The organism is Kitasatospora sp. NPDC058115 (genome assembly GCF_042884635.1).
Classification (GTDB): Bacteria; Actinomycetota; Actinomycetes; order Streptomycetales; family Streptomycetaceae; genus Kitasatospora.
Window position 1 is genome coordinate 147,089 of record NZ_JBHVTL010000008.1, and the last position, 18,689, is coordinate 165,777.

General features: G+C 73.7%; 17 protein-coding genes. 13 read left to right on the forward strand and 4 right to left on the reverse strand.

Going from position 1 to position 18,689, the window contains the following annotated elements:
• Nucleotides 1-139 precede the first annotated feature (139 nt).
• The 3 genes from ACFVVL_RS11140 (at nt 140) to dnaE (ending at nt 5,231) form a co-directional block, all read left to right on the forward strand.
• Entirely contained in the window at nt 140-721 is a 582-nt protein-coding gene (locus ACFVVL_RS11140) for a dienelactone hydrolase family protein (protein WP_387673372.1), read from the forward strand.
• Nucleotides 722-794: 73 nt separating this feature from the next.
• Nucleotides 795-1,475 carry a hypothetical protein gene (locus tag ACFVVL_RS11145; RefSeq protein ID WP_380286826.1) on the forward strand — a complete coding sequence of 227 codons (681 nt, stop codon included), beginning with the start codon at nt 795-797 and terminating at the stop codon, nt 1,473-1,475.
• A gap of 210 nt (nt 1,476-1,685) precedes the next feature.
• The gene (gene dnaE, locus ACFVVL_RS11150; protein ID WP_380286825.1) at nt 1,686-5,231 is read left to right on the forward strand and encodes a DNA polymerase III subunit alpha; all 3,546 of its coding nucleotides are present in this window, start codon (nt 1,686-1,688) and stop codon (nt 5,229-5,231) included.
• Nucleotides 5,232-5,261: 30 nt separating this feature from the next.
• Here the strand turns inward: dnaE and ACFVVL_RS11155 are convergent, their stop codons facing one another.
• Nucleotides 5,262-6,149: a LysR family transcriptional regulator gene (locus tag ACFVVL_RS11155; protein ID WP_380286824.1), complete on the reverse strand. Its 888-nt coding sequence runs from the start codon at nt 6,147-6,149 to the stop codon at nt 5,262-5,264.
• 72 nt (nt 6,150-6,221) lie between these two features.
• Here ACFVVL_RS11155 and dapA point away from each other — a divergent pair, with 72 nt between their 5' ends.
• From dapA to ACFVVL_RS11185, 6 genes are all read left to right on the forward strand, one after another.
• Nucleotides 6,222-7,112 (forward strand): 4-hydroxy-tetrahydrodipicolinate synthase, encoded by an 891-nt coding sequence (gene dapA, locus ACFVVL_RS11160; RefSeq protein WP_387673377.1) that lies wholly within the window; start codon nt 6,222-6,224, stop codon nt 7,110-7,112.
• A gap of 97 nt (nt 7,113-7,209) precedes the next feature.
• Nucleotides 7,210-8,238, forward strand: a complete 1,029-nt coding sequence (locus ACFVVL_RS11165; RefSeq protein WP_380286822.1) for an aspartate-semialdehyde dehydrogenase — start codon at nt 7,210-7,212, stop codon at nt 8,236-8,238.
• A 245-nt stretch (nt 8,239-8,483) separates the two neighbouring features.
• Nucleotides 8,484-9,770, forward strand: a complete 1,287-nt coding sequence (locus tag ACFVVL_RS11170) for an NYN domain-containing protein (RefSeq protein ID WP_387673380.1) — start codon at nt 8,484-8,486, stop codon at nt 9,768-9,770.
• 68 nt (nt 9,771-9,838) lie between these two features.
• Nucleotides 9,839-10,837, forward strand: coding sequence for an ABC transporter ATP-binding protein (locus ACFVVL_RS11175; protein WP_380286820.1), 999 nt, complete (start codon nt 9,839-9,841; stop codon nt 10,835-10,837).
• Nucleotides 10,834-11,646, forward strand: a complete 813-nt coding sequence (locus ACFVVL_RS11180; protein WP_380286819.1) for an ABC transporter permease — start codon at nt 10,834-10,836, stop codon at nt 11,644-11,646. Before ACFVVL_RS11175 ends, ACFVVL_RS11180 begins: the two co-directional genes overlap by 4 nt.
• A gap of 79 nt (nt 11,647-11,725) precedes the next feature.
• On the forward strand, nt 11,726-12,442 hold the full coding sequence (locus ACFVVL_RS11185; protein ID WP_380286817.1) for a hypothetical protein: 717 nt from the start codon (nt 11,726-11,728) through the stop codon (nt 12,440-12,442).
• A gap of 97 nt (nt 12,443-12,539) precedes the next feature.
• Here ACFVVL_RS11185 and ybaK read toward each other — a convergent pair whose 3' ends face one another.
• The 3 genes from ybaK to ACFVVL_RS11200 all read right to left on the reverse strand — a co-directional run bounded on the left by ybaK (nt 12,540) and on the right by ACFVVL_RS11200 (nt 15,419).
• Nucleotides 12,540-13,034 carry a Cys-tRNA(Pro) deacylase gene (gene ybaK / locus ACFVVL_RS11190; RefSeq protein WP_380286816.1) on the reverse strand — a complete coding sequence of 165 codons (495 nt, stop codon included), beginning with the start codon at nt 13,032-13,034 and terminating at the stop codon, nt 12,540-12,542.
• A 14-nt stretch (nt 13,035-13,048) separates the two neighbouring features.
• Entirely contained in the window at nt 13,049-13,777 is a 729-nt protein-coding gene (locus tag ACFVVL_RS11195; protein WP_387673385.1) for an LON peptidase substrate-binding domain-containing protein, read from the reverse strand.
• Between the two features lie 61 nt (nt 13,778-13,838).
• Nucleotides 13,839-15,419 (reverse strand): oxidoreductase, encoded by a 1,581-nt coding sequence (locus ACFVVL_RS11200; protein ID WP_380286814.1) that lies wholly within the window; start codon nt 15,417-15,419, stop codon nt 13,839-13,841.
• 103 nt (nt 15,420-15,522) lie between these two features.
• Here ACFVVL_RS11200 and hisD point away from each other — a divergent pair, with 103 nt between their 5' ends.
• Genes hisD through ACFVVL_RS11220 form a run of 4 tightly spaced genes read left to right on the forward strand, consistent with a single transcriptional unit; the run spans nt 15,523 to nt 18,676 of the window.
• The gene (gene hisD / locus ACFVVL_RS11205) at nt 15,523-16,830 is read left to right on the forward strand and encodes a histidinol dehydrogenase (protein WP_387673388.1); all 1,308 of its coding nucleotides are present in this window, start codon (nt 15,523-15,525) and stop codon (nt 16,828-16,830) included.
• Nucleotides 16,809-17,927, forward strand: a complete 1,119-nt coding sequence (locus tag ACFVVL_RS11210; RefSeq protein WP_387673390.1) for a histidinol-phosphate transaminase — start codon at nt 16,809-16,811, stop codon at nt 17,925-17,927. The genes hisD and ACFVVL_RS11210 overlap by 22 nt, the downstream gene beginning before the upstream one ends.
• A 6-nt stretch (nt 17,928-17,933) precedes the next feature.
• On the forward strand, nt 17,934-18,527 hold the full coding sequence (gene hisB, locus ACFVVL_RS11215; RefSeq protein ID WP_380286811.1) for an imidazoleglycerol-phosphate dehydratase HisB: 594 nt from the start codon (nt 17,934-17,936) through the stop codon (nt 18,525-18,527).
• Nucleotides 18,524-18,676: a hypothetical protein gene (locus tag ACFVVL_RS11220; RefSeq protein WP_380286810.1), complete on the forward strand. Its 153-nt coding sequence runs from the start codon at nt 18,524-18,526 to the stop codon at nt 18,674-18,676. The genes hisB and ACFVVL_RS11220 overlap by 4 nt, the downstream gene beginning before the upstream one ends.
• Nucleotides 18,677-18,689: the final 13 nt, after the last annotated feature.

Below are 18,689 nucleotides of genomic sequence, written 5' to 3' on the forward strand. Positions count from 1 at the left end.
GTTCCATAGGATGAACTGACTGTTTGTCGTCGATTCACCGGTCCTTGACGTCGCGCCACCGCGCCGGGTGGGCGCGGCCACCTGGCGGCCATGCGCGATGATGGGAGGGTTCCCGTCCGCTGCAAGGAAGTCCCTCCCCGTGGCCCAGATCCTGCTCCTGCACTCCGCCTTCGGCCTGCGCCCCGCCGTCCACGCCGCCGCCGACCGGCTGCGCGCCGCCGGGCACACCGTGCACACCCCCGACCTCTACGAGGGACGGACCTTCGACGACGTCGAGGAGGGCATGGCGTACAAGGAGGAGGTCGGCAGCGAGGAACTCCTGCGCCGGGCGGTCGGCGCGGCCGCCCCGCTGCTGACCCCCGGCACCGCCCTCGTCTACGCCGGCTTCTCGCTCGGCGGCTCGCTCGCCCAGAACCTCGCGCTCGCCGACGAGAACGCGCGCGGCCTGCTCCTCCTGCACGGCACCTCCGACATCCGCGAGGACGCGTCCACCGCCGTCCCCGTCCAGCTCCACGTCGCCGAGCCCGACCCGTTCGAGCCGGAGGACTGGCTGAACGCCTGGTACCTCAACATGCGCAGGATCGGCGCCGACGTCGAGATCCACCGCTACCACGGTGCCGGCCACCTCTTCACCGACCCCGACCTGCCGGACTACGACGCCGAGGCCGCCGAGCGGACCTGGGCCGTGGCCCTGGACTTCCTGGCCGAGCTGGACGCGTAGCCCGCTCCTCCTCCCGGCGCAGGAAGTCGGCCCGGCCGACTTCCTGCCGCGGCGGGGCGGGGAGGATGGGGGCGTGACGAGGATGAGTGACGGGCGGTACGCGCCGGCGGGGTCGTTGATCGGGATGGTTCAGCGGGGGCGCGGGCTCGGTGCGCGGATGGTGGCGGAGGATCCGCGGGGCACCGCCGAGGTGGTGGCGGGGTGCGTGCGGTGGGACTGGCGCTGGGACGACGCCGATCAGCGGTCGGTGTACCTGGCGCGGCTGGTGCGGGACACCGGGGTACGGGCGGAGCCGGCGGGGGAGGCCGGGGCCGGGCGGCGGCACGACGGGCCGGCGGAGGACGTCGAGGGCGACGTCGGGACGCTGGTGGCGCGCCTGGAGCGGGACTGGGTGGAGAAGCGGTGGTGCGGGCCGGCGGACACCGCGCGGGGGCTGGCGCGGTTCGGGGCCGGGGCCGGCGGCGCGGCGTCGTTGCTCAGGAGGTTCTGGCTGTGGACGCCGCACTCGCACGAGCGGGTGGCGTACCTGGAGGCGCTGGCGGTGATCGAGCCGGCGGGGCTGGAGGGGATCTACGCGGAGTGCCTGTGGGACTGCGAGGACGCCGCGCGGCTGCTGGGCGTGGAGCGGGCGCCGGACGGGCCCGGGGTGAGGGAGCGGCTGGCCGGCCTCCGGGACGACGCGCTGGAGACGGCGGAGGTCAGGGCCGCCGCCTCGGCGCGGCTGGCCGCCCTGACCGGGCGGCACGGTCGGTGACGGCGGGCCGCGGGTGGGACGCGGGCGATCCTTCGGGGCGCGGCGAGTGGCGGGGGACAGCTGCGTCCGGAGGCTAGAGTAGGAGCGTGAACGTGTGAGTGCTGGTCCGGGCCCTGGTAGCGGCTCGGACCGTATCTGTTTCCGGGCACCCTTCGTGACCTGCGCGTTCGCCGGCCCACCTGCCTGCACCGAGCCTACGGAGGCCCCGCCTTGAGCGATCAGCCGTTCGCGCATCTGCACGTCCACACCGAGTACTCGATGCTGGACGGTGCCGCCCGGCTGAAGCAGATGTTCAAGGAGGTCGAGCGGCTGGGCCAGACCCATGTCGCGATGACCGACCACGGCAACATGTACGGCGCGGCGGAGTTCCACAAGCAGGCCACCGCCGCCGGCATCACCCCGGTGATCGGCATCGAGGCGTACGTCGCCCCGGAGTCCCGCTCGAACACCAAGCGCATCCTGTGGGGCCAGCCGCACCAGAAGAAGGACGACGTCTCGGCGTCCGGTGCCTACACCCACAAGACCATCTGGGCCCGGAACAAGGAGGGCCTGCACAACCTCTTCAAGCTGACCTCGCGCTCCTACTCCGAGGGCTGGCTGGTCAAGTGGCCCCGGATGGACAAGGAGCTGATCTCCGAGCTGTCCGGCGGCCTGATGGCCACCACCGGCTGCCCCTCCGGCGAGCTGCAGACCCGGCTGCGCCTCGGCCAGTTCGACGAGGCGCTGCGGTCGGCCGGCGAGTACCAGGAGATCTTCGGCAAGGAGAACTACTTCCTGGAGCTGATGGACCACGGCCTCGACATCGAGAAGCGGGTCCGCGACGGGCTGATCGAGATCGGCAGGAAGCTCGGCATCCCGCCGGTCGTCACCAACGACTCGCACTACACCACCGAGGCCGACGCCGGCGCCCACGACCTGCTGCTCTGCGTGCAGACCGGCAAGAACCTCTCCGACCCGGACCGCTTCCGGTTCGACGGCACCGGCTACTACATCAAGTCGGCCGCCGAGATGTACGCCCTGGACCAGTCGGACGCCTGGCAGGAGGGCTGCCGCAACAGCCAGCTGCTGGTGGCCGAGCGGGTCGACACCGAGGGCATGTTCCAGTTCCGCAACCTCATGCCGCGCTTCCCGATCCCGGAGGGCTTCGAGTCCGAGGCGGACTTCTTCAAGTCCAAGGTCTGGGAGGGCATGGACTGGCGCTTCCCGGACGGGTACGACGAGGAGCACAAGAAGCTCGCCGAGTACGAGATGGACACCATCATCCAGATGGGGTTCCCGGCGTACTTCCTCGTGGTCGCCGACTTCATCATGTGGGCGAAGGGCCAGGGCATCGCGGTGGGTCCGGGCCGTGGTTCGGCGGCCGGCTCGCTGGTCGCCTACGCCATGGGCATCACCGACCTCGACCCGATCCCGCACGGCCTCATTTTCGAGCGCTTCCTCAACCCCGAGCGCATCTCCATGCCCGATGTCGACATCGACTTCGACGAGCGCCGGCGCGGTGACGTGATCCGGTACGTGACGGAGAAGTGGGGATCCGACAAGGTCGCCATGATCGTCACGTACGGCACCATCAAGGCGAAGGCCGCCATCAAGGACTCCTCGCGCGTCCTCGGCTACCCGTACGCGATGGGTGACCGGATCACCAAGGCGATGCCGCCGGACGTCATGGGCAAGGGCATCCCGCTGTCCGGCATCACCGACAACAGCCACCCGCGCTACAGCGAGGCCGGCGAGATCCGCGGGCTGTACGAGACCGACCCCGACGTGCGCAAGGTGATCGACACCGCGCGCGGCATCGAGGGCCTGATCCGCCAGCCCGGCGTGCACGCGGCCGGCGTCATCATGTCCGCCGAGCCGCTGACCGACCACATCCCAGTCTGGACCCGGCACACCGACGGCGTCACCATCACGCAGTTCGACTACCCCACCTGTGAGGGCCTCGGCCTTCTCAAGATGGACTTCCTCGGCCTGCGCAACCTGACGATCATGGACGACGCCGTCAAGGCGATCGAGAAGAACAAGGGCATCAAGATCAACCTTCTTGATCTGCCCCTGGACGACAAGCCGACCTACGAACTGCTGGCACGCGGCGACACGCTCGGCGTCTTCCAGCTCGACGGCGGCCCCATGCGCTCGCTGCTGCGCCTGATGAAGCCCGACAACTTCGAGGACATCTCCGCGGTACTGGCGCTCTACCGGCCCGGCCCGATGGGCGTCAACTCGCACACCAACTACGCGCTGCGCAAGAACGGCCAGCAGGAGATCACCCCGATCCACCCGGAGCTGGAGAAGCCCCTGGAGGAGGTGCTCCGGCCCACCTACGGCCTGATCGTCTACCAGGAGCAGGTGCAGAAGGCCGCGCAGATCCTGGCCGGCTACTCGCTCGGCCAGGCCGACCTGCTGCGCCGCGCGATGGGCAAGAAGAAGAAGGAGATCCTGGAGGCCGAGTTCGTCCCGTTCCAGAAGGGCTGCCGGGAGCGCGGCTACTCGGACGCGGCGATCCAGGCGGTCTGGGACGTGCTGGTCCCCTTCTCCGGCTACGCGTTCAACAAGGCGCACACCGCGGGCTACGGGCTCGTCTCGTACTGGACGGCGTACCTCAAGGCCAACTACCCGGCCGAGTACATGTCCGGCCTGCTGACCTCGGTGAAGGACGACAAGGACAAGTCCGCCGTCTACCTCAACGAGTGCCGCAAGATGGGCATCAACGTCCTGCCGCCGGACGTCAACGAGTCGGACGCGGACTTCACCCCGCACGGTGACACCACCGTCCGCTTCGGCCTGACCGCCATCCGCAACGTCGGCGGTCCGGTCGTCGAGTCGATGATCCGGACCCGGAAGACCAAGGGGAAGTTCTCCTCCTTCCCGGACTTCCTGGAGAAGGTGGAGTCGGTGGTCTGCAACAAGCGGACCGTGGAATCGCTGATCAAGGCCGGTTCCTTCGACTCGCTCGGGCACACCCGCAAGGGCCTGACCGCGCAGTTCGAGCCGATGATCGACAACGTCGTCGGCATCAAGCGCAAGGAGGCCGAGGGACAGTTCGACCTGTTCGGCGGCGACACGTCGAGCGACGAGCCGAGCTTCGGGCTGGACGTCGTGTTCTCCGAGGAGGAGTGGGAGAAGTCCTTCCTGCTCACCCAGGAGCGGGAGATGCTCGGCCTGTACGTCTCCTCGCACCCGCTGCACGGCATCGAGCACGTGCTCGCCGACAAGGCGGACTGCGCGGTGGCGGACCTCGCCGAGCGGCCGGACGGGACGATCGTCACCATCGGCGGCATCATCTCGGGCCTCCAGCGCAAGATGACCAAGCAGGGCAACGCCTGGGCGATCGCGACGGTCGAGGACCTCGCGGGCTCGATCGACTGCATGTTCTTCCCGGCCAGCTACCAGCTGGTGTCCTCGCAGCTGGTCGAGGACGCGGTGGTGTTCGTGCGCGGCAAGCTGGACAAGCGCGAGGACGTGCCGCGGCTGATGGGGATGGAGCTCTCCGTCCCGGACCTGTCGAACGCGCACGCCGACGCGCCGATCATCATCAACATCCCGAGCGGGAAGGTGACGCCCCCGCTGGTGGCGCGGCTCGGCGAGGTGCTGAGCAGCCACCGGGGGACCACGGAGGTGCGGGTCCGGCTGGAGGCGCGCAGCAAGACGACGGTGCTGCGGCTCGACCGGCACCGGGTGAAGTCGGACCCGGCGCTGTTCGGGGACCTCAAGCAGCTGCTCGGCCCGAGCTGCCTGGCGGGCAACGGGGCGGGCTGACCCCCCGCCCGGCCCCGCCGCGTCCCGCCGCTAGGCGGAGTTGCGCAGCGGGGCCGGGACGGCGGTGTGCAGGGCGGAGACGAAGGCGGAGACCGCCGGGTGGGCGCCGGCGCCTGCGCGGAAGGCCGCGCGGGTGCGGCGGTACATCGGCAGCCGGGTGAGGACGACCCCCGGCGGGGGCCGGTCGGTGCCGAGGTGCGGGACCAGGGCGACCCCCTGGCCGGCCGCGACCAGGGCGAGCACGGTGGCGAAGTCGTCGATCTGGTGGCGGATCCGGGGCGCGAAGCCGGCGGCCTCGCAGGCCCGGACGGCCATGCTGTGGCACAGGGTGCCGGGCGGGGCCAGGATCCACGGCTCGGCGCGCTGGTCGGCGACGGCACCGGGGACGCGGGCCGCCAGGTACATCGGCTCGGTGAAGACCGGCCGGGTCACGGCCAGGCCGGGCTCCGGGTCGGCGGGCACCAGGTCGTACTCGTGCACCAGCGCCACGTCCAGCTCGCCCGCCCGCAGCGCCGCCGCCACCGCGGCCGGGTCGACCTCGGTCACCATCGGTTCCAGGCCCGGGTGCCAGCCGGCGAGTTCGGCGAGGACGGCGGGGATGATCGCGCGGGCCGCCGACGGGTAGGTGCCGATCCGCAGCGGGCCGGCCAGTCCCTCGCGGGCGTGCGCGAGTTCGGCGTCCGCCTGCTCCAGGCGTTCGAGCACGGCCTCGGCGTGCCGGACCAGGTTGCGCCCGGCCGGGGTGAGGGTGACGCGGCGGCCGGTGCGTTCCAGCAGCGGGACGCCGGCCTCCTTCTCCAGGACGGACAGCTGCTGGGAGACCGCCGAAGGGCTGAAGCTGAGCGCCTCGGCGACGGCGGCGATGGTGCCGAGGTGGGCGAGTTCGCGCAGCAGGCGCAGGCGTCGGACGTCGAGCATCGGCTCAGCTTACGAGAAGCTTCGGAAACATGAACTGGACCTGGGGGATCGGCGGCCCCGAGGATCGTGGGCATGGAACTCGAAGGCATTCTCATCCCGCTGGTCACCCCGTTCGCCGCCGACGGCTCGGTGGCGCTGGACGCGCTGGAGAAGCTGGCGGGACGGGTGCTGGACGACGGCGCGGCCGGGCTGGTCGCGCTCGGGACCACCGGCGAGCCGGCCGCGCTGAGCGCGGACGAGCGGCGCGCGGTCACCGAGGTCTGCGCGTCGGTCTGTGCGGCGCGCGGGGTGCCGCTGCTGGTCGGCGCGGGCGGGCCGGGCACCGCCGCGGCCGCCGAGGAGCTGGCCGCCCTGGCCGCGCGGGTGCCGGGGGCGGCGGGTGCCCTGGTGACGGTGCCGTCCTTCGTCCGGCCGGGCGAGGCCGGGACGGTCGCGCACTTCCGGGCGCTGGCCGAGGCCAGTTCGGTGCCGCTGGTGATCTACCACATCCCGTACCGGACCGGGCAGGCGCTGTCCGGCGCCGCGCTGCTGGAGCTGGCCGCGCTGCCGAACGTGGTGGGCGTCAAGTACGCGACCGGCGGGGTGGACCAGGCGGCGGTGGAGCTGCTGGCCGCCGCGCCGCAGGGGTTCTCGGTGCTGGGCGGCGACGACGCCGTCCTGGCGCCGCTGCTGGCGCTGGGCGCGGCCGGCGGCATCCTGGCCTCGGCGCACCTGGCCACCGCGCGCTTCGTGGAGCTGGCCGGGGCGTGGCGCTCCGGGGACGTGACCCGCGCCCGGGAGCTGGGCCACCGGCTGACCGCCCTGGCGGTGGCGGCCTTCGCCGCACCGAACCCGGCGGTGGTCAAGGGCGTGCTGCACGCGCAGGGACTGATCCCGACGCCGGACGTCCGGCTGCCGCTGCTGCCGGCCGGGCCGGACGAGGTCGCGCGGGCGCTGGAACTGGCGAGTGGTCTGGACCACTAGGGTCCGCAGGATGGAATGCAAGGCCGTCCGATCGCTGTGACAAGGCATGATGGGCGGAGTGCGGCTGTGAGTAGCAAGATCAATGAGGAGTAGTCGGATGAAGATCGGCATTGTCGGGGCCACCGGCCAGGTCGGCGGCGTGGTCCGCGAGATCCTGGCCCAGCGCGACCTCCCGGTGGAGCAGCTGCGGCTGTTCGCCTCGGCCCGCTCGGCCGGGCGCACGCTGCCCTGGAAGGGCACCGAGGTCACCGTCGAGGACGCGGCCACGGCCGACTACGCCGGCCTGGACATCGTGATCTTCTCGGCCGGCGGCGCCACCTCCAAGGCGCTCGCCCCCAAGGCCGCCGCCGCCGGCGCCGTCGTCATCGACAACTCCTCCGCCTGGCGCCGCGACCCCGAGGTCCCGCTGGTCGTCTCCGAGGTCAACCCCGAGGCGATCGCGAACCGCCCCAAGGGCATCATCGCCAACCCGAACTGCACCACGATGGCCGCCATGCCCGTGCTGCGCCCGCTGCACGAGGAGGCCGGCCTCGCCGCCCTCGTCGTCTCCACCTACCAGGCCGTCTCCGGCAGCGGCGTGGCCGGCGTGGCCGAGCTCCAGGACCAGGCCGCCAAGGTCGTGGACGGCGCCGCCGCGCTCGCCCACGACGGCTCCGCCGTGGACTTCCCCGAGCCCAAGGTCTACCGCCGCCCGATCGCCTTCAACGTCGTCCCGCTGGCCGGCTCGATCGTCGAGGACGGCTCCAACGAGACCGACGAGGAGCAGAAGCTGCGCCACGAGAGCCGCAAGATCCTCGGCATCCCCGAGCTCAAGGTGGCCGGCACCTGCGTGCGCGTCCCGGTCTTCTCCGGCCACTCGCTGCAGATCAACGCCCGCTTCGAGCGCCCGATCAGCCCCGAGCGCGCGGCCGAGCTGCTCACCGGCGCCCCGGGCGTCGAGCTGAGCGAGATCCCCACCCCGCTCCAGGCCGCCGGCCAGGACCCGAGCTACGTCGGCCGGATCCGCGTCGACGAGACGGTGGAGAACGGCCTGTCGCTGTTCGTCTCCAACGACAACCTGCGCAAGGGCGCCGCGCTCAACGCCGTCCAGCTGGCCGAGCTGGTCGCCGCCGAGCTCAAGGGCTGAGCGGCCGCACACGCACCGCGAGGGGCCCCGTCCGGGAGCGGACGGGGTCCCTCGTGCCGCGCGCGGGAAAGCCGGAGGCGGCCCGAGGTTCGGGGGGCTGATCGCGGGGAAAAAGGTGACGCAACGATCGGGCGGTTGCGGGCACCCCCTCACCCCACTCCGTCCGGGCCGGGCGCACCGCGCCCACCCCGGCACCGTCGGCCCCGGCGGAGCCCCACCCGAGGGCGAGCGGAAAGAGGTGCGCGATGGACCGCTGTGTCGTCCTGGTGGACGCCGGATACCTGCTGGGCGCCGCCGCGAGCCTGCTCGCCGGTGACCCCTCCCGCTCCAAGGTCACCGTCGACCACACCGCGCTGATCGCCGCCCTGCGCGAGCGCGCCGAGGCCGAGACCGGCCTGCCGCTGCTGCGGATCTACTGGTTCGACGCCGCGCCCGAACGGCGCCCGATGCCCGAGCACCGGCGGCTGCGGGTGCTGCCCCGGGTCACCGTCCGGCTCGGCGCGCTCACCCGGGCCGAGGGCCGCTGGGTGCAGAAGGGCGTCGACGCCGCGATGCACGCCGAACTCTCCGAACTCGCCCGCAACCGGGCCTGCGCCGAGGTCGTGCTGATCACCGGCGACGGCGATCTGCTGCCCGGCATGATGTCCGCCAAGGAGCACGGCGTCGTCGTCCACCTCTGGGCGCTGCAGGCCGCCGACGGCGACTTCAACCAGTCCGAGGACCTCGTCGGCGAGGCCGACGAGCGGCGGGTGCTGGACCGCGAGTGGATCGAGGGGTCGTTCAGCCTCCGCGACACCTCCAGCGTCTTCCCCGGCCCCGGGGCCCGGCACGACATCGCCAAGATCCTCGCCGCGCCGCCCGCGGCACCCCCCGGCGCCCTGCCCGGCCCGCTGCCCGCGGCCCAGGTGCCCGGCCGTCCCGCCGAGGACGAACCCGCCGTCGCCGTCACCGCCGCCACGGCCGTCCCCGCCGTCAACGGGGGCCCCCAGCCGGCCGCCGCCGGACTCAAGGTCGTCCCCACCCCCAAGGACCTCGCCGGGCGCAGCGCCGACCGCCAGGCCGCCGTCGCCCAGCACCAGAACGGCCAGCAGAACGGCCACCAGCAGAACGGCCCGGTGCTGCGCTGGTCCTCCGACCGGGGCTGGATCGACCGGCCGGCCACCGAGCCCGCCGGCACCGCCGGCGACGGCCTGCCCACCCTCGCCCAGCTCACCACCGCCGAGCAGCGCTGGGCCGACCGCGAGGAGGACATCACCTCCATCGGCGGCGACGCCCACGAGGTCGGCCAGGTCTTCGCCCGCCGCTGGACCAGCCGGGTCGGCGACGCCGAACGGCTCACCGTCCTGTGGCCCGGCTACCCGCGCATCCCGCACCGGGTCGACGGCGAGCTGCTGCGCTACGCCGCCCGCTTCGGGCTGCTCGCCCACAAGGACGACCAGATCGACGAGCACGACCGCTACGCGATCCGGGCGGGCTTCTGGAAGGAGCTCGCCGCCCGCGTCCCCGGCGGGGACGTGGTCGTCGACGACTGACCGGGCCGGGCGGCCGGGCGGGGCCCCGTTGTCCGGTTCGCCCGTTGCACCGCGTAGAGTCTTCGGTCGTGAGTGAGTCGGCAGGGCGGGCACCCCAGGAGACCTCGCCGTGCTGCGCCGTACGCGACCTGGTCCGGACGTACCGCGCCGGGCGCGGCGCCTCCGCCACCGGGATCCGGGCCAACGACGGCATCACCCTGACCGTCCGGCAGGGTGAGATCTTCGGCCTGCTCGGACCCAACGGCGCGGGCAAGTCCACCCTGGTCCGCCAGCTCACCGGACTGCTGCGCCCCGACTCCGGCAGCATCGAGATCCTCGGCCACGACGTGGTCCGGCACCCCGAACGCGCCGCCCGGCTGCTCGGCTACCTCGGCCAGGAGTCCACCGCGCTCGACGAGCTGACCGTCGCCCTCGCCGCCGAGACTACAGGGCGGCTGCGCGGCCTGAGCCGGGCGGCGGCCCGCGCCGCCGCCGACGAGGTGATCGCCGAGCTCGCCCTGGAACCGCTCGCCCACCGGCCGCTCGCCAAGCTCTCCGGCGGTCAGCGCCGGCTCGCCTGCTTCGCCGCCGCCCTGGTCGGCGACCGCCCGCTGCTCGTCCTGGACGAGCCCACCACCGGCATGGACCCGGTCGCCCGGCGCGCCGTCTGGTCGGCGGTCGAACGCCGCCGGGCCGAGCGCTCCACCACCGTGCTGCTGGTCACCCACAACGTGATCGAGGCGGAGACCGTGCTGGACCGGGTCGCCGTGATCGACGACGGCCGGGTGATCGCCTGCGACACTCCCGGCGGCCTGAAGGCGCTGGTCGACGGTGACGTCCGGCTCGACCTGGTCTGGCGGGACGAGGCCCCGCTGGCCGTCCCCGCGGTGGCGGCGCTCGCCGAACGGGCCGAGCGCACCGGCCGCCGCTGGACCGTGCGCACCACCCCCGAGCAGGCCCGCGAACTGGTCGCCGCCGTCACCACCGGCCCGGCCTTCGCCGCCCTGGACGACTTCACCCTGGCCACCCCGAGCCTTGAGGACGCCTACCTCAAGCTGGGCGGCCGCCACGGAGGACTGGCCAAGTGACGCTGCTCTCGGCACCGCCGCGGACCACCCCGGACGCGGCCGGCGGGCCCGCCCCGCTCGCCCCGGCCGCCCGGCTGCTGCCCGCCCTCGCCGCCGTCTACCGGGCGCAGCTCGCCCGCGCCCGGGTGGCGCGGATCCCGCTGCTGTTCGTGGCCACCTTCCAGTCGCTCGGCATCCTGGTGATGATGCGGGGCGTCGTCGACGCCGGGCAGACCTCGGCCGCCCGGTACGTGGTGTCCGGCTCCAGCGTGCTGGTGGTCGCCTTCGTGGCGCTCAACCTGCTCGCCCAGTACTTCGGCCGGCTGCGGGCCAGCGGCGGGCTGGACCACTACGCGACGCTGCCGGTGCCGGCCGCCTCCGTGGTGCTCGGCGCGGCCGCCGCGTTCGCCTCGTTCACCCTGCCCGGGACGCTGGTCACCGCGGGGGTCGGCGCGGTGATGTTCGGGCTGCCGCTCGGGCAGCTGTGGGTGCTGCTCGCGGTGGTGCCGCTGGCCGGGGCGGCGCTCTCCGGGCTCGGCGCGGCCTGCGGGCTGCTCGCGCCCAAGCAGGAGATCGCCACCATGCTCGGGCAGCTGGGCATGTCGGCGGCGCTGCTGCTCGGCGTCCTGCCGGTGGACCACCTGCCGCAGCCGGTGCTGTGGCTGCGCGACCTGCTGCCGTCCACCTACGCGGTGGAGGCGTTCGCCCGCACGTTCCGGCCGTCGCCGGACTGGGCGGCGGTGCTCGGGGACCTCGCGGTGTGCGCGGGGGTGGGCGTGGTGTCGCTGGCCGTCGCCACCTGGGCGTACCGGCGGGCGACCCGGCGGTAGCCGGACCGGGCCGGGCGTCCGGCCGCCCGGTCGGTGGGTGGCCGGGCCGCAGGGCCGCCGACCGTGAAACGATGGGGGCGTGACCGTACCGAACACACCTCCGGATCCCGCGGACGCCGCCCCGGCGGACGCCGTGCCCGCTCCGAACGCCCCACGTGATCCGTACGCACTGCCGCCGGGGCCGGACCTGCTGGGCGGGGCGCGGCCCGCGGAGCCGCCGGTGCAGCGGCTGCTGCCCGAGCTGAGGGTCGGGGCGGCCACGGTGCTGGCCTGCCTGGTGCTGGGGGTCGTGATGGGCGGGCTGTGGGCCTGGCTGGCGCCCAGGGTGCCGCTGGTGGTGGACGGCAACAAGATCCTCTACGGGGACCCGGAGGGGGAGCAGCGGGCCGGGGCCGACAGCGTGTTCGTGCTGATCGGGCTGGGGATGGGCCTGCTGACCGCGCTGGGCGCGTTCCTGGTCACCCGCAAGCGCGGCGGCGGGATCGCCGTGGCGGTCGGGCTGGCGGTCGGCGGGCTGCTCGCGTCGGTGGGGGCCTGGGGGCTGGGGCGGTGGCTCGGGCCGGGCAGCGACCTGGTCGCCGAGGCGCGGCGGGTCGGCAACGGCGGGCACTTCCAGGCGGACATCGACCTCGGGGCCTACGGGGCGGTGCTGGCGTGGCCGATGGCGGCGATGGTGGTGCTGCTGGCGCTGTCGGCGGCGTTCGGCAAACGCGAGGAGGACCCGCCGCCGTACTGGATGCCGGGGCCCGTGGCGGTGGACGCCGGGGCTGCGGCGGAGGAACGGCGGGAGGGCTGAGGACACCCGCCGGGCCGGACGGGGGCGGTGCGGCGCCGGATCCCGGGCCGCGCCCCGCGCCCCCGCCGCGTCCGCCCCGGGCGGTTCAGCGGGCGGTTCAGCGGGCGATGGGGGCGGTGCGGGCGTCGGTGAGGGCGACGAGGTGCGCGGGGGCGAGTTCGACTTCGAGGCCGCGGCGGCCGGCGGAGACGTAGACGGTGGGGTGGGTGAGGGCGCTGGCGTCGACGACGGTGCGCAGGGGGCGGCGCTGGCCCAGCGGGGAGATGCCGCCGAGGACGTAGCCGCTGCTGCGCTCGGCGGCGGCCGGGTCGGCCATCGCGGCGCGCTTGCCGCCGACCGCCGCGGCCAGGGCCTTGAGGTCGAGCTGCCCGGTGACCGGGACGACGCCGACGGTGAGGACGCCGTCGACGTCGGCGACCAGCGTCTTGAACACCCGCTCCGCCGGGACGCCGAGCGCCTCGGCGGCCTCGCCGCCGTAGGAGGCGGCGGCCGGGTCGTGCGCGTAGGAGTGGACGGTGAACGGCACGGCGGCGGTCTCCAGGGCGACCGTCGCGGGCGTGCCCTGACCGCCCTTCTTCGGCTTCTTGGCCACGGGGGGCTCCGTCGTCAGTTGGGGCTGAAGGACTGGCGGGTGAGGTGGACGGCGGGCAGCGACGGCAGCCAGCCGAGCACCGCCGTCTCGCGGCGCAGCAGGTCGAGCTCGGCGCGCAGCCGCTGGGCGTTGTCGGGGCAGGCGAGCAGCCGCTGCTTCAGCGGGACCTCCAGGACGGCGGCCGCGGCGACCAGGTAGGACAGCACCTGGGGGTCCTCGGGCAGCTCCTGGCGGCCGACGGTGCTGGCCTCCCGGGCGCCGGCGAGCCGGCGCTGGTAGGTGCGGAAGATCCGCTCGACCTCGGCGGCGAGCGCGCCGGAACCCTCGCCGGTGCGCTCCTCGACGGGTTCGGTCTCGCCGGTGAGGTACGGGCCGCCGACGTCGACGGACCGCAGCCGGAACCGGGTGGTACCGGTGACCAGCAGCTCGTACCGGCCGTCGGGCTGCGTCTGGACGGAGGTGATGTCGGCGACGCAGCCGATGTGGTGGAGCGCCTCCAGCGGGTCCCCGGTGGCGGTGCCGAGGCCGTCCAGCGGGCCGGCCGGGCCGTCCTCGGGGCGGACCGGGGCGACCTCGCGGCCGTCCTTGATGGCGAGCACGCCGAAGCGGCGCGGCCGGTCCTCGGGCTGCTCCAGCAGATCGGCGACCAGACGGCGGTAGCGCTCCTCGAAGACGTTCAGGGGCATCACCAGGCCCGGGAAGAGCACGGTGTTCAGCGGGAAGAGCGGAAGCCGTTCTGTCACGGCGGACAGCGTAGTTCCCCGGACCGGCCGGGCCTTCACGGCCCTGGCCGCGCGGGCCGCGCTAGCCGCGCTGGAGCATCCGGCTGGCGCCGGCGGCGACCGTGGTGGCGAGCACCCAGCCGACGATCACCAGGCCGGAGGAGACCCACTGGGCGGTGCCGCCGGGGTTCCAGCCGCTCTGGCCGAGGTCGACGACCGGCAGCAGCTGGCCGAGCGCGTACAGCACCGGGTTCCAGTGCGGGCGCTCGTCGGCCTTGAGCGGCTGGAGGGCGTGGGTGGCGAAGTAGAGGCTGCCGAGCGCCCAGGCGAGCAGCAGCCACAGCGCCGCCCGGCCGGGGCGGAAGCCGTAGCCGACGGTGGCGTCCTGGACCCGGCCCCAGATCCGGGCCGGCAGCGGCAGGGTGCGCCGGCGCCGGCGCTGCTTGGCGTAGAGCACCGTGCGGGCGTCGTCGTCCGCGCCGTCGCGGCGCAGCGCGGCGGCGAGCTGCTCGTAGGACTCGGGCTGGAAGTCCACCGAGGCGCTCTCCAGCCAGGCGATCCGCTGCTGGACGGTGAACGGCGCGGCCGGGCGCAGGCACTCGTAGGTGAAGCCGGTGAGGCCGAGGTGCCTGCCCTGCGGCCAGGCGTCGGGGGCGTCGACGAGGTTGCCGATCCGGGCGCGGGAGAGCGCCACGGTGCCGGTGGGCGGGGTGCGGCAGGTGAACCGCAGCTCGGGGGTCTGGATCCGGCGCAGGGCCAGTTCGTCGCCCTCGCCGAGGTGGAACTCGGCGCCGGAGATCAGGCAGGCGTTCTCGAACCGGCCGTCGGAGAGCCGGACCCGCCCGTACGCGCGGAACGGCGTGCTGGCGGCGGTCGGCGGGACCACCTGGCCGTAGCCGGAGCCGTAGTAGGACTGCGAGTCGGTCCAGCCGCGGTCGGCGGAGCTGCTGAGGTACAGCGTGTGGCCGACGGTGATCCGGGGGGCGTTGAGCGCGTTGGGGTTGTCCGGGACGGCCCGCAGCAGGGCGCCGCGCAGCGAGAGCCGGCCGCCGATCCGGGCGGTGCGCAGGCTGACCTCGCCGACCGACTCCAGCCGCTCGGCCTCGAAGTCCTGGCTGACGGCGAGGCCGTCGGCGGACAGCGCCCGGCCGAACCGGTCGCCGCCCAGGACGGCCTGGTTGAGCAGCAGGTCGGTGCCGATCCGGGCGTCGGTGAGCCGGACGCCCTGCGGGATGCGGCAGCGGGCCAGGTGGAGGTCCCCGGAGGTGACCAGCCGGGAGGCCTCCAGGCGGGGGACCAGGCAGCCGACCAGGCGCAGGGTGCCGGCCTCGGCCTCGGACATGAGGATCTTCTGCTCGAAGCGGCAGTCGTGCAGTTCGACGTAGTGCCCGATGGTCCCGCCGGCCAGCCGCAGCGGCCCGGTGACCAGCGCGCCGGTGAGCTTGAGCGAGGCGACCCGGCCGGGGACGGCGGCGGGCCCGTCCAGCAGCAGACGGGAGAGCACCTGGGCGCGGACCGTCCGCCCGCGGCCCCAGGCGGCCGCGCCGAACGGGTCGTCCTCGGCCGCGTCGCCGGTGCGCAGATCGTGGATCCGGCCGTGTCGGAACGCGTGCCAGAGCGCCTGCTCGGCCGCCGTCCAGTCGTCCGGTGCCCGATCCGTCACGGTTCCCCCCAGTCGTCCCCGGCCTCCCCCGGCCGTCTCGCCCTTCGTATCACGGACTGAAATGCGGGACCGCCGGTTCCGGCCACTCCTTACACTGGGTGGCGTGATCTCTCGAATCGATCTGCGCGGCTCGCTCGACGACCCGCGCGACCTGCTGCCCCGTGCCGACTTCGACGTCGCGGCCGCCCTGGAGAAGGTGCGTCCGATCGCCGAGGACGTGCATCATCGCGGGGTCGCGGCGCTGATCGAGATCACCGAACGCTTCGACGGCGTGCGGCTGGAGACCACCCGGGTGCCGGCCGGGCAGATCTCCGAGGCCCTGGAGGGGCTGGACCCGAAGGTGCGCGCCGCGCTGGAGGAGTCGATCCGCCGCGCCCGCATCGTGCACGGGGACCAGCGCCGCGAGGGGCACACCACCCAGGTGGTGCCGGGCGGCACGGTGACCCAGCGCTGGGTGCCGGTCGACCGGGTCGGGCTGTACGTGCCGGGCGGTCTGGCCGTCTACCCGTCCTCCGTTGTGATGAACGTGGTGCCGGCCCAGGAGGCGGGCGTGCGCGGCATCGCGGTGACCTCCCCGCCGCAGAAGGCCTTCGGCGGCCGGGTGCACCCGACCATTCTGGCGGCCTGCGCGCTGCTCGGCGTCACCGAGGTGTACGCGGTCGGCGGCGCCCAGGCGGTCGCCATGTTCGCGCTCGGCACCGAGGAGTGCGAGCCGGTGAACATGGTCACCGGCCCCGGCAACATCTACGTGGCCGCCGCCAAGCGCTACTTCGCCGGGCGGATCGGCATCGACTCGGAGGCCGGCCCGACCGAGATCGCCGTCCTCGCCGACGACAGCGCCGACCCGGTGGACGTCGCCGCCGACCTGATCAGCCAGGCCGAGCACGGCCCGACCTCCGGCTCGGTGCTGGTCACCGACTCGGTGGCGCTGGCCGACGCGGTCGAGGCCGAGCTGAAGGCGCAGGTCGCCCGCACCCGGCACAGCGAGCGGGTGGCCGAGGCGCTGGGCGGCCGGCAGTCCGGCATCATCCTGGTCGACGACCTGGAGCAGGGCCTGACCGTGGTCAACGCCTACGCGGCCGAGCACCTGGAGATTCAGACCCGGGACCCGCACGCCGTCGCCGCGAAGGTCCGCAACGCCGGCGCGATCTTCCTCGGCCGGTTCACCCCGGTCTCGCTCGGCGACTACGCGGCCGGCTCCAACCACGTGCTGCCCACCGGCGGCTGCGCCTGCCACTCCTCGGGGCTGTCCGTGCAGACCTTCCTGCGCGGCGTCCAGGTCGTCGAGTACGACCGCGAGGCCCTGGCCGGCATCGCCGAGCACGTCGTCAACCTGGCGGACGCCGAGGACCTGCCCGGTCACGGCGACGCGATCAAGGCCCGATTCGGATGGAGTGTGCCGGGCGCGTGACGAAGATCGACGACCTCCCCGTCCGGGACGAGCTGCGCGGCCAGTCGCCCTACGGCGCCCCGCAGCTCGACGTCCCGGTCCAGCTGAACACCAACGAGAACCCGTACCCGCTCCCCGAGGAGCTGGTCGCCCGGATCGCCGAGCGGGTCGCCGAGGCCGCCCGCGACCTCAACCGCTACCCCGACCGGGACGCGGTCGAGCTGCGCGACGGCCTGGCGGCGTACCTCACCCGCACCACCGGCCACGCCGTCGCCCGGGCGAACGTCTGGGCCGCCAACGGCTCCAACGAGGTGCTGCAGCAGCTGCTGCAGACCTTCGGCGGCCCCGGCCGCACCGCCCTCGGCTTCGAGCCCTCGTACTCGATGCATGCGCTGATCTCCCGCGGCACCGGCACCGGCTGGATCTCCGGCCCGCGCAACGCCGACTTCACCATCGACCTGGACGCGGCCGTCGCGGCGATCGCCGAGCACCGCCCGCACGTGGTGTTCGTCTGCTCGCCGAACAACCCGACCGGCACCGCCGTGGACGCCGGCACCGTGCTGCGGCTGTACGAGGCCGCGCAGGCCGCCCGGCCCAGCCTGGTGGTGGTCGACGAGGCCTACGTCGAGTTCTCGCACCGCGCCTCGCTCCTGTCGCTGATCGGGGGCCGCCCCAACCTGGTGGTCTCGCGCACCATGTCCAAGGCCTTCGGCGCGGCCGGGCTGCGCCTGGGCTACCTGGCCGCCGACCCGGCGGTGGTGGACGCGGTGCAGCTGGTCCGCCTGCCCTACCACCTGTCGGCCGTCACCCAGGCGACCGCACTGGCCTGCCTGGAGCACACCGACACCCTGCTCGGCTACGTCGGCCGGCTCAAGGACGAGCGCGACCGGCTGGTCGAGGCGCTGCGCGGGCTCGGCCTGGAGGTGACCGACTCGGACGCCAACTTCGTCCAGTTCGGCCGCTTCGCCGACACCCACGCCGTCTGGCAGGCCATCCTCGACCACGGCGTCCTGGTCCGTGACAACGGCGTTCCCGGATGGCTGCGCGTCACCGCCGGCACCCCCGCCGAGAACGACGCCTTCCTGGACGCCGTCGCCACCGTGATCAAGGAGCTGTAACCCCGAATGACCCGCATCGGACGCGTCGAGCGCACCACCAAGGAGACCTCCGTCCTGGTCGAGATAGACCTGGACGGCACCGGCAAGACCGACATCTCCACGGGGGTCGGCTTCTACGACCACATGCTCGACCAGCTCGGGCGCCACGGCCTCTTCGACCTCACCGTGAAGACCGACGGCGACCTGCACATCGACACCCACCACACCATCGAGGACACCGCCCTCGCGCTCGGCGCCGCCTTCAAGCAGGCGCTCGGCGACAAGGTCGGCATCTACCGGTTCGGCAACTGCACCGTGCCGCTGGACGAGTCGCTCGCCCAGGTGACCGTCGACCTCTCCGGCCGCCCCTACCTGGTGCACAGCGAGCCGGAGAAGATGGCGCCGATGATCGGCACCTACGACACCACCATGACCCGGCACATCCTGGAGTCCTTCGTGGCCCAGGCCCGGATCGCCCTGCACGTCCACGTGCCGTACGGGCGCAACGCGCACCACATCGTGGAGTGCCAGTTCAAGGCGCTGGCCCGGGCCCTGCGCTACGCCGCCGAGCGCGACCCGCGCGCGGCCGGCATCCTCCCGTCGACCAAGGGTGCGCTGTGAGCAAGGCCGCGATCGTCCTCATCTTCGCCGGGCTCTTCCTGACCGGCGGGGTCATCTCGTTCTGGAAGCAGAAGCAGTCCAAGGGCGTCATCCTCGTGCTCGCGCTGGGCGCGGTGATGTGCCTGGGCTCGGGCCTCATGCGCCTGTAACCGTCGAGCGAAC

Excerpts from the sequence above, each read along its gene's own strand:
- ACFVVL_RS11155 (WP_380286824.1), bottom strand. The coding sequence starts at position 6,149 with ATGCTCGACGTCCGACGCCTGCGCCTGCTGCGCGAACTCGCCCACCTC.
- dapA (WP_387673377.1), top strand. The coding sequence starts at position 6,222 with ATGGAACTCGAAGGCATTCTCATCCCGCTGGTCACCCCGTTCGCCGCC.
- ACFVVL_RS11165 (WP_380286822.1), top strand. The coding sequence starts at position 7,210 with ATGAAGATCGGCATTGTCGGGGCCACCGGCCAGGTCGGCGGCGTGGTC.
- ACFVVL_RS11170 (WP_387673380.1), top strand. The coding sequence starts at position 8,484 with ATGGACCGCTGTGTCGTCCTGGTGGACGCCGGATACCTGCTGGGCGCC.
- ACFVVL_RS11210 (WP_387673390.1), top strand. The coding sequence starts at position 16,809 with ATGGAGTGTGCCGGGCGCGTGACGAAGATCGACGACCTCCCCGTCCGG.
- hisB (WP_380286811.1), top strand. The coding sequence starts at position 17,934 with ATGACCCGCATCGGACGCGTCGAGCGCACCACCAAGGAGACCTCCGTC.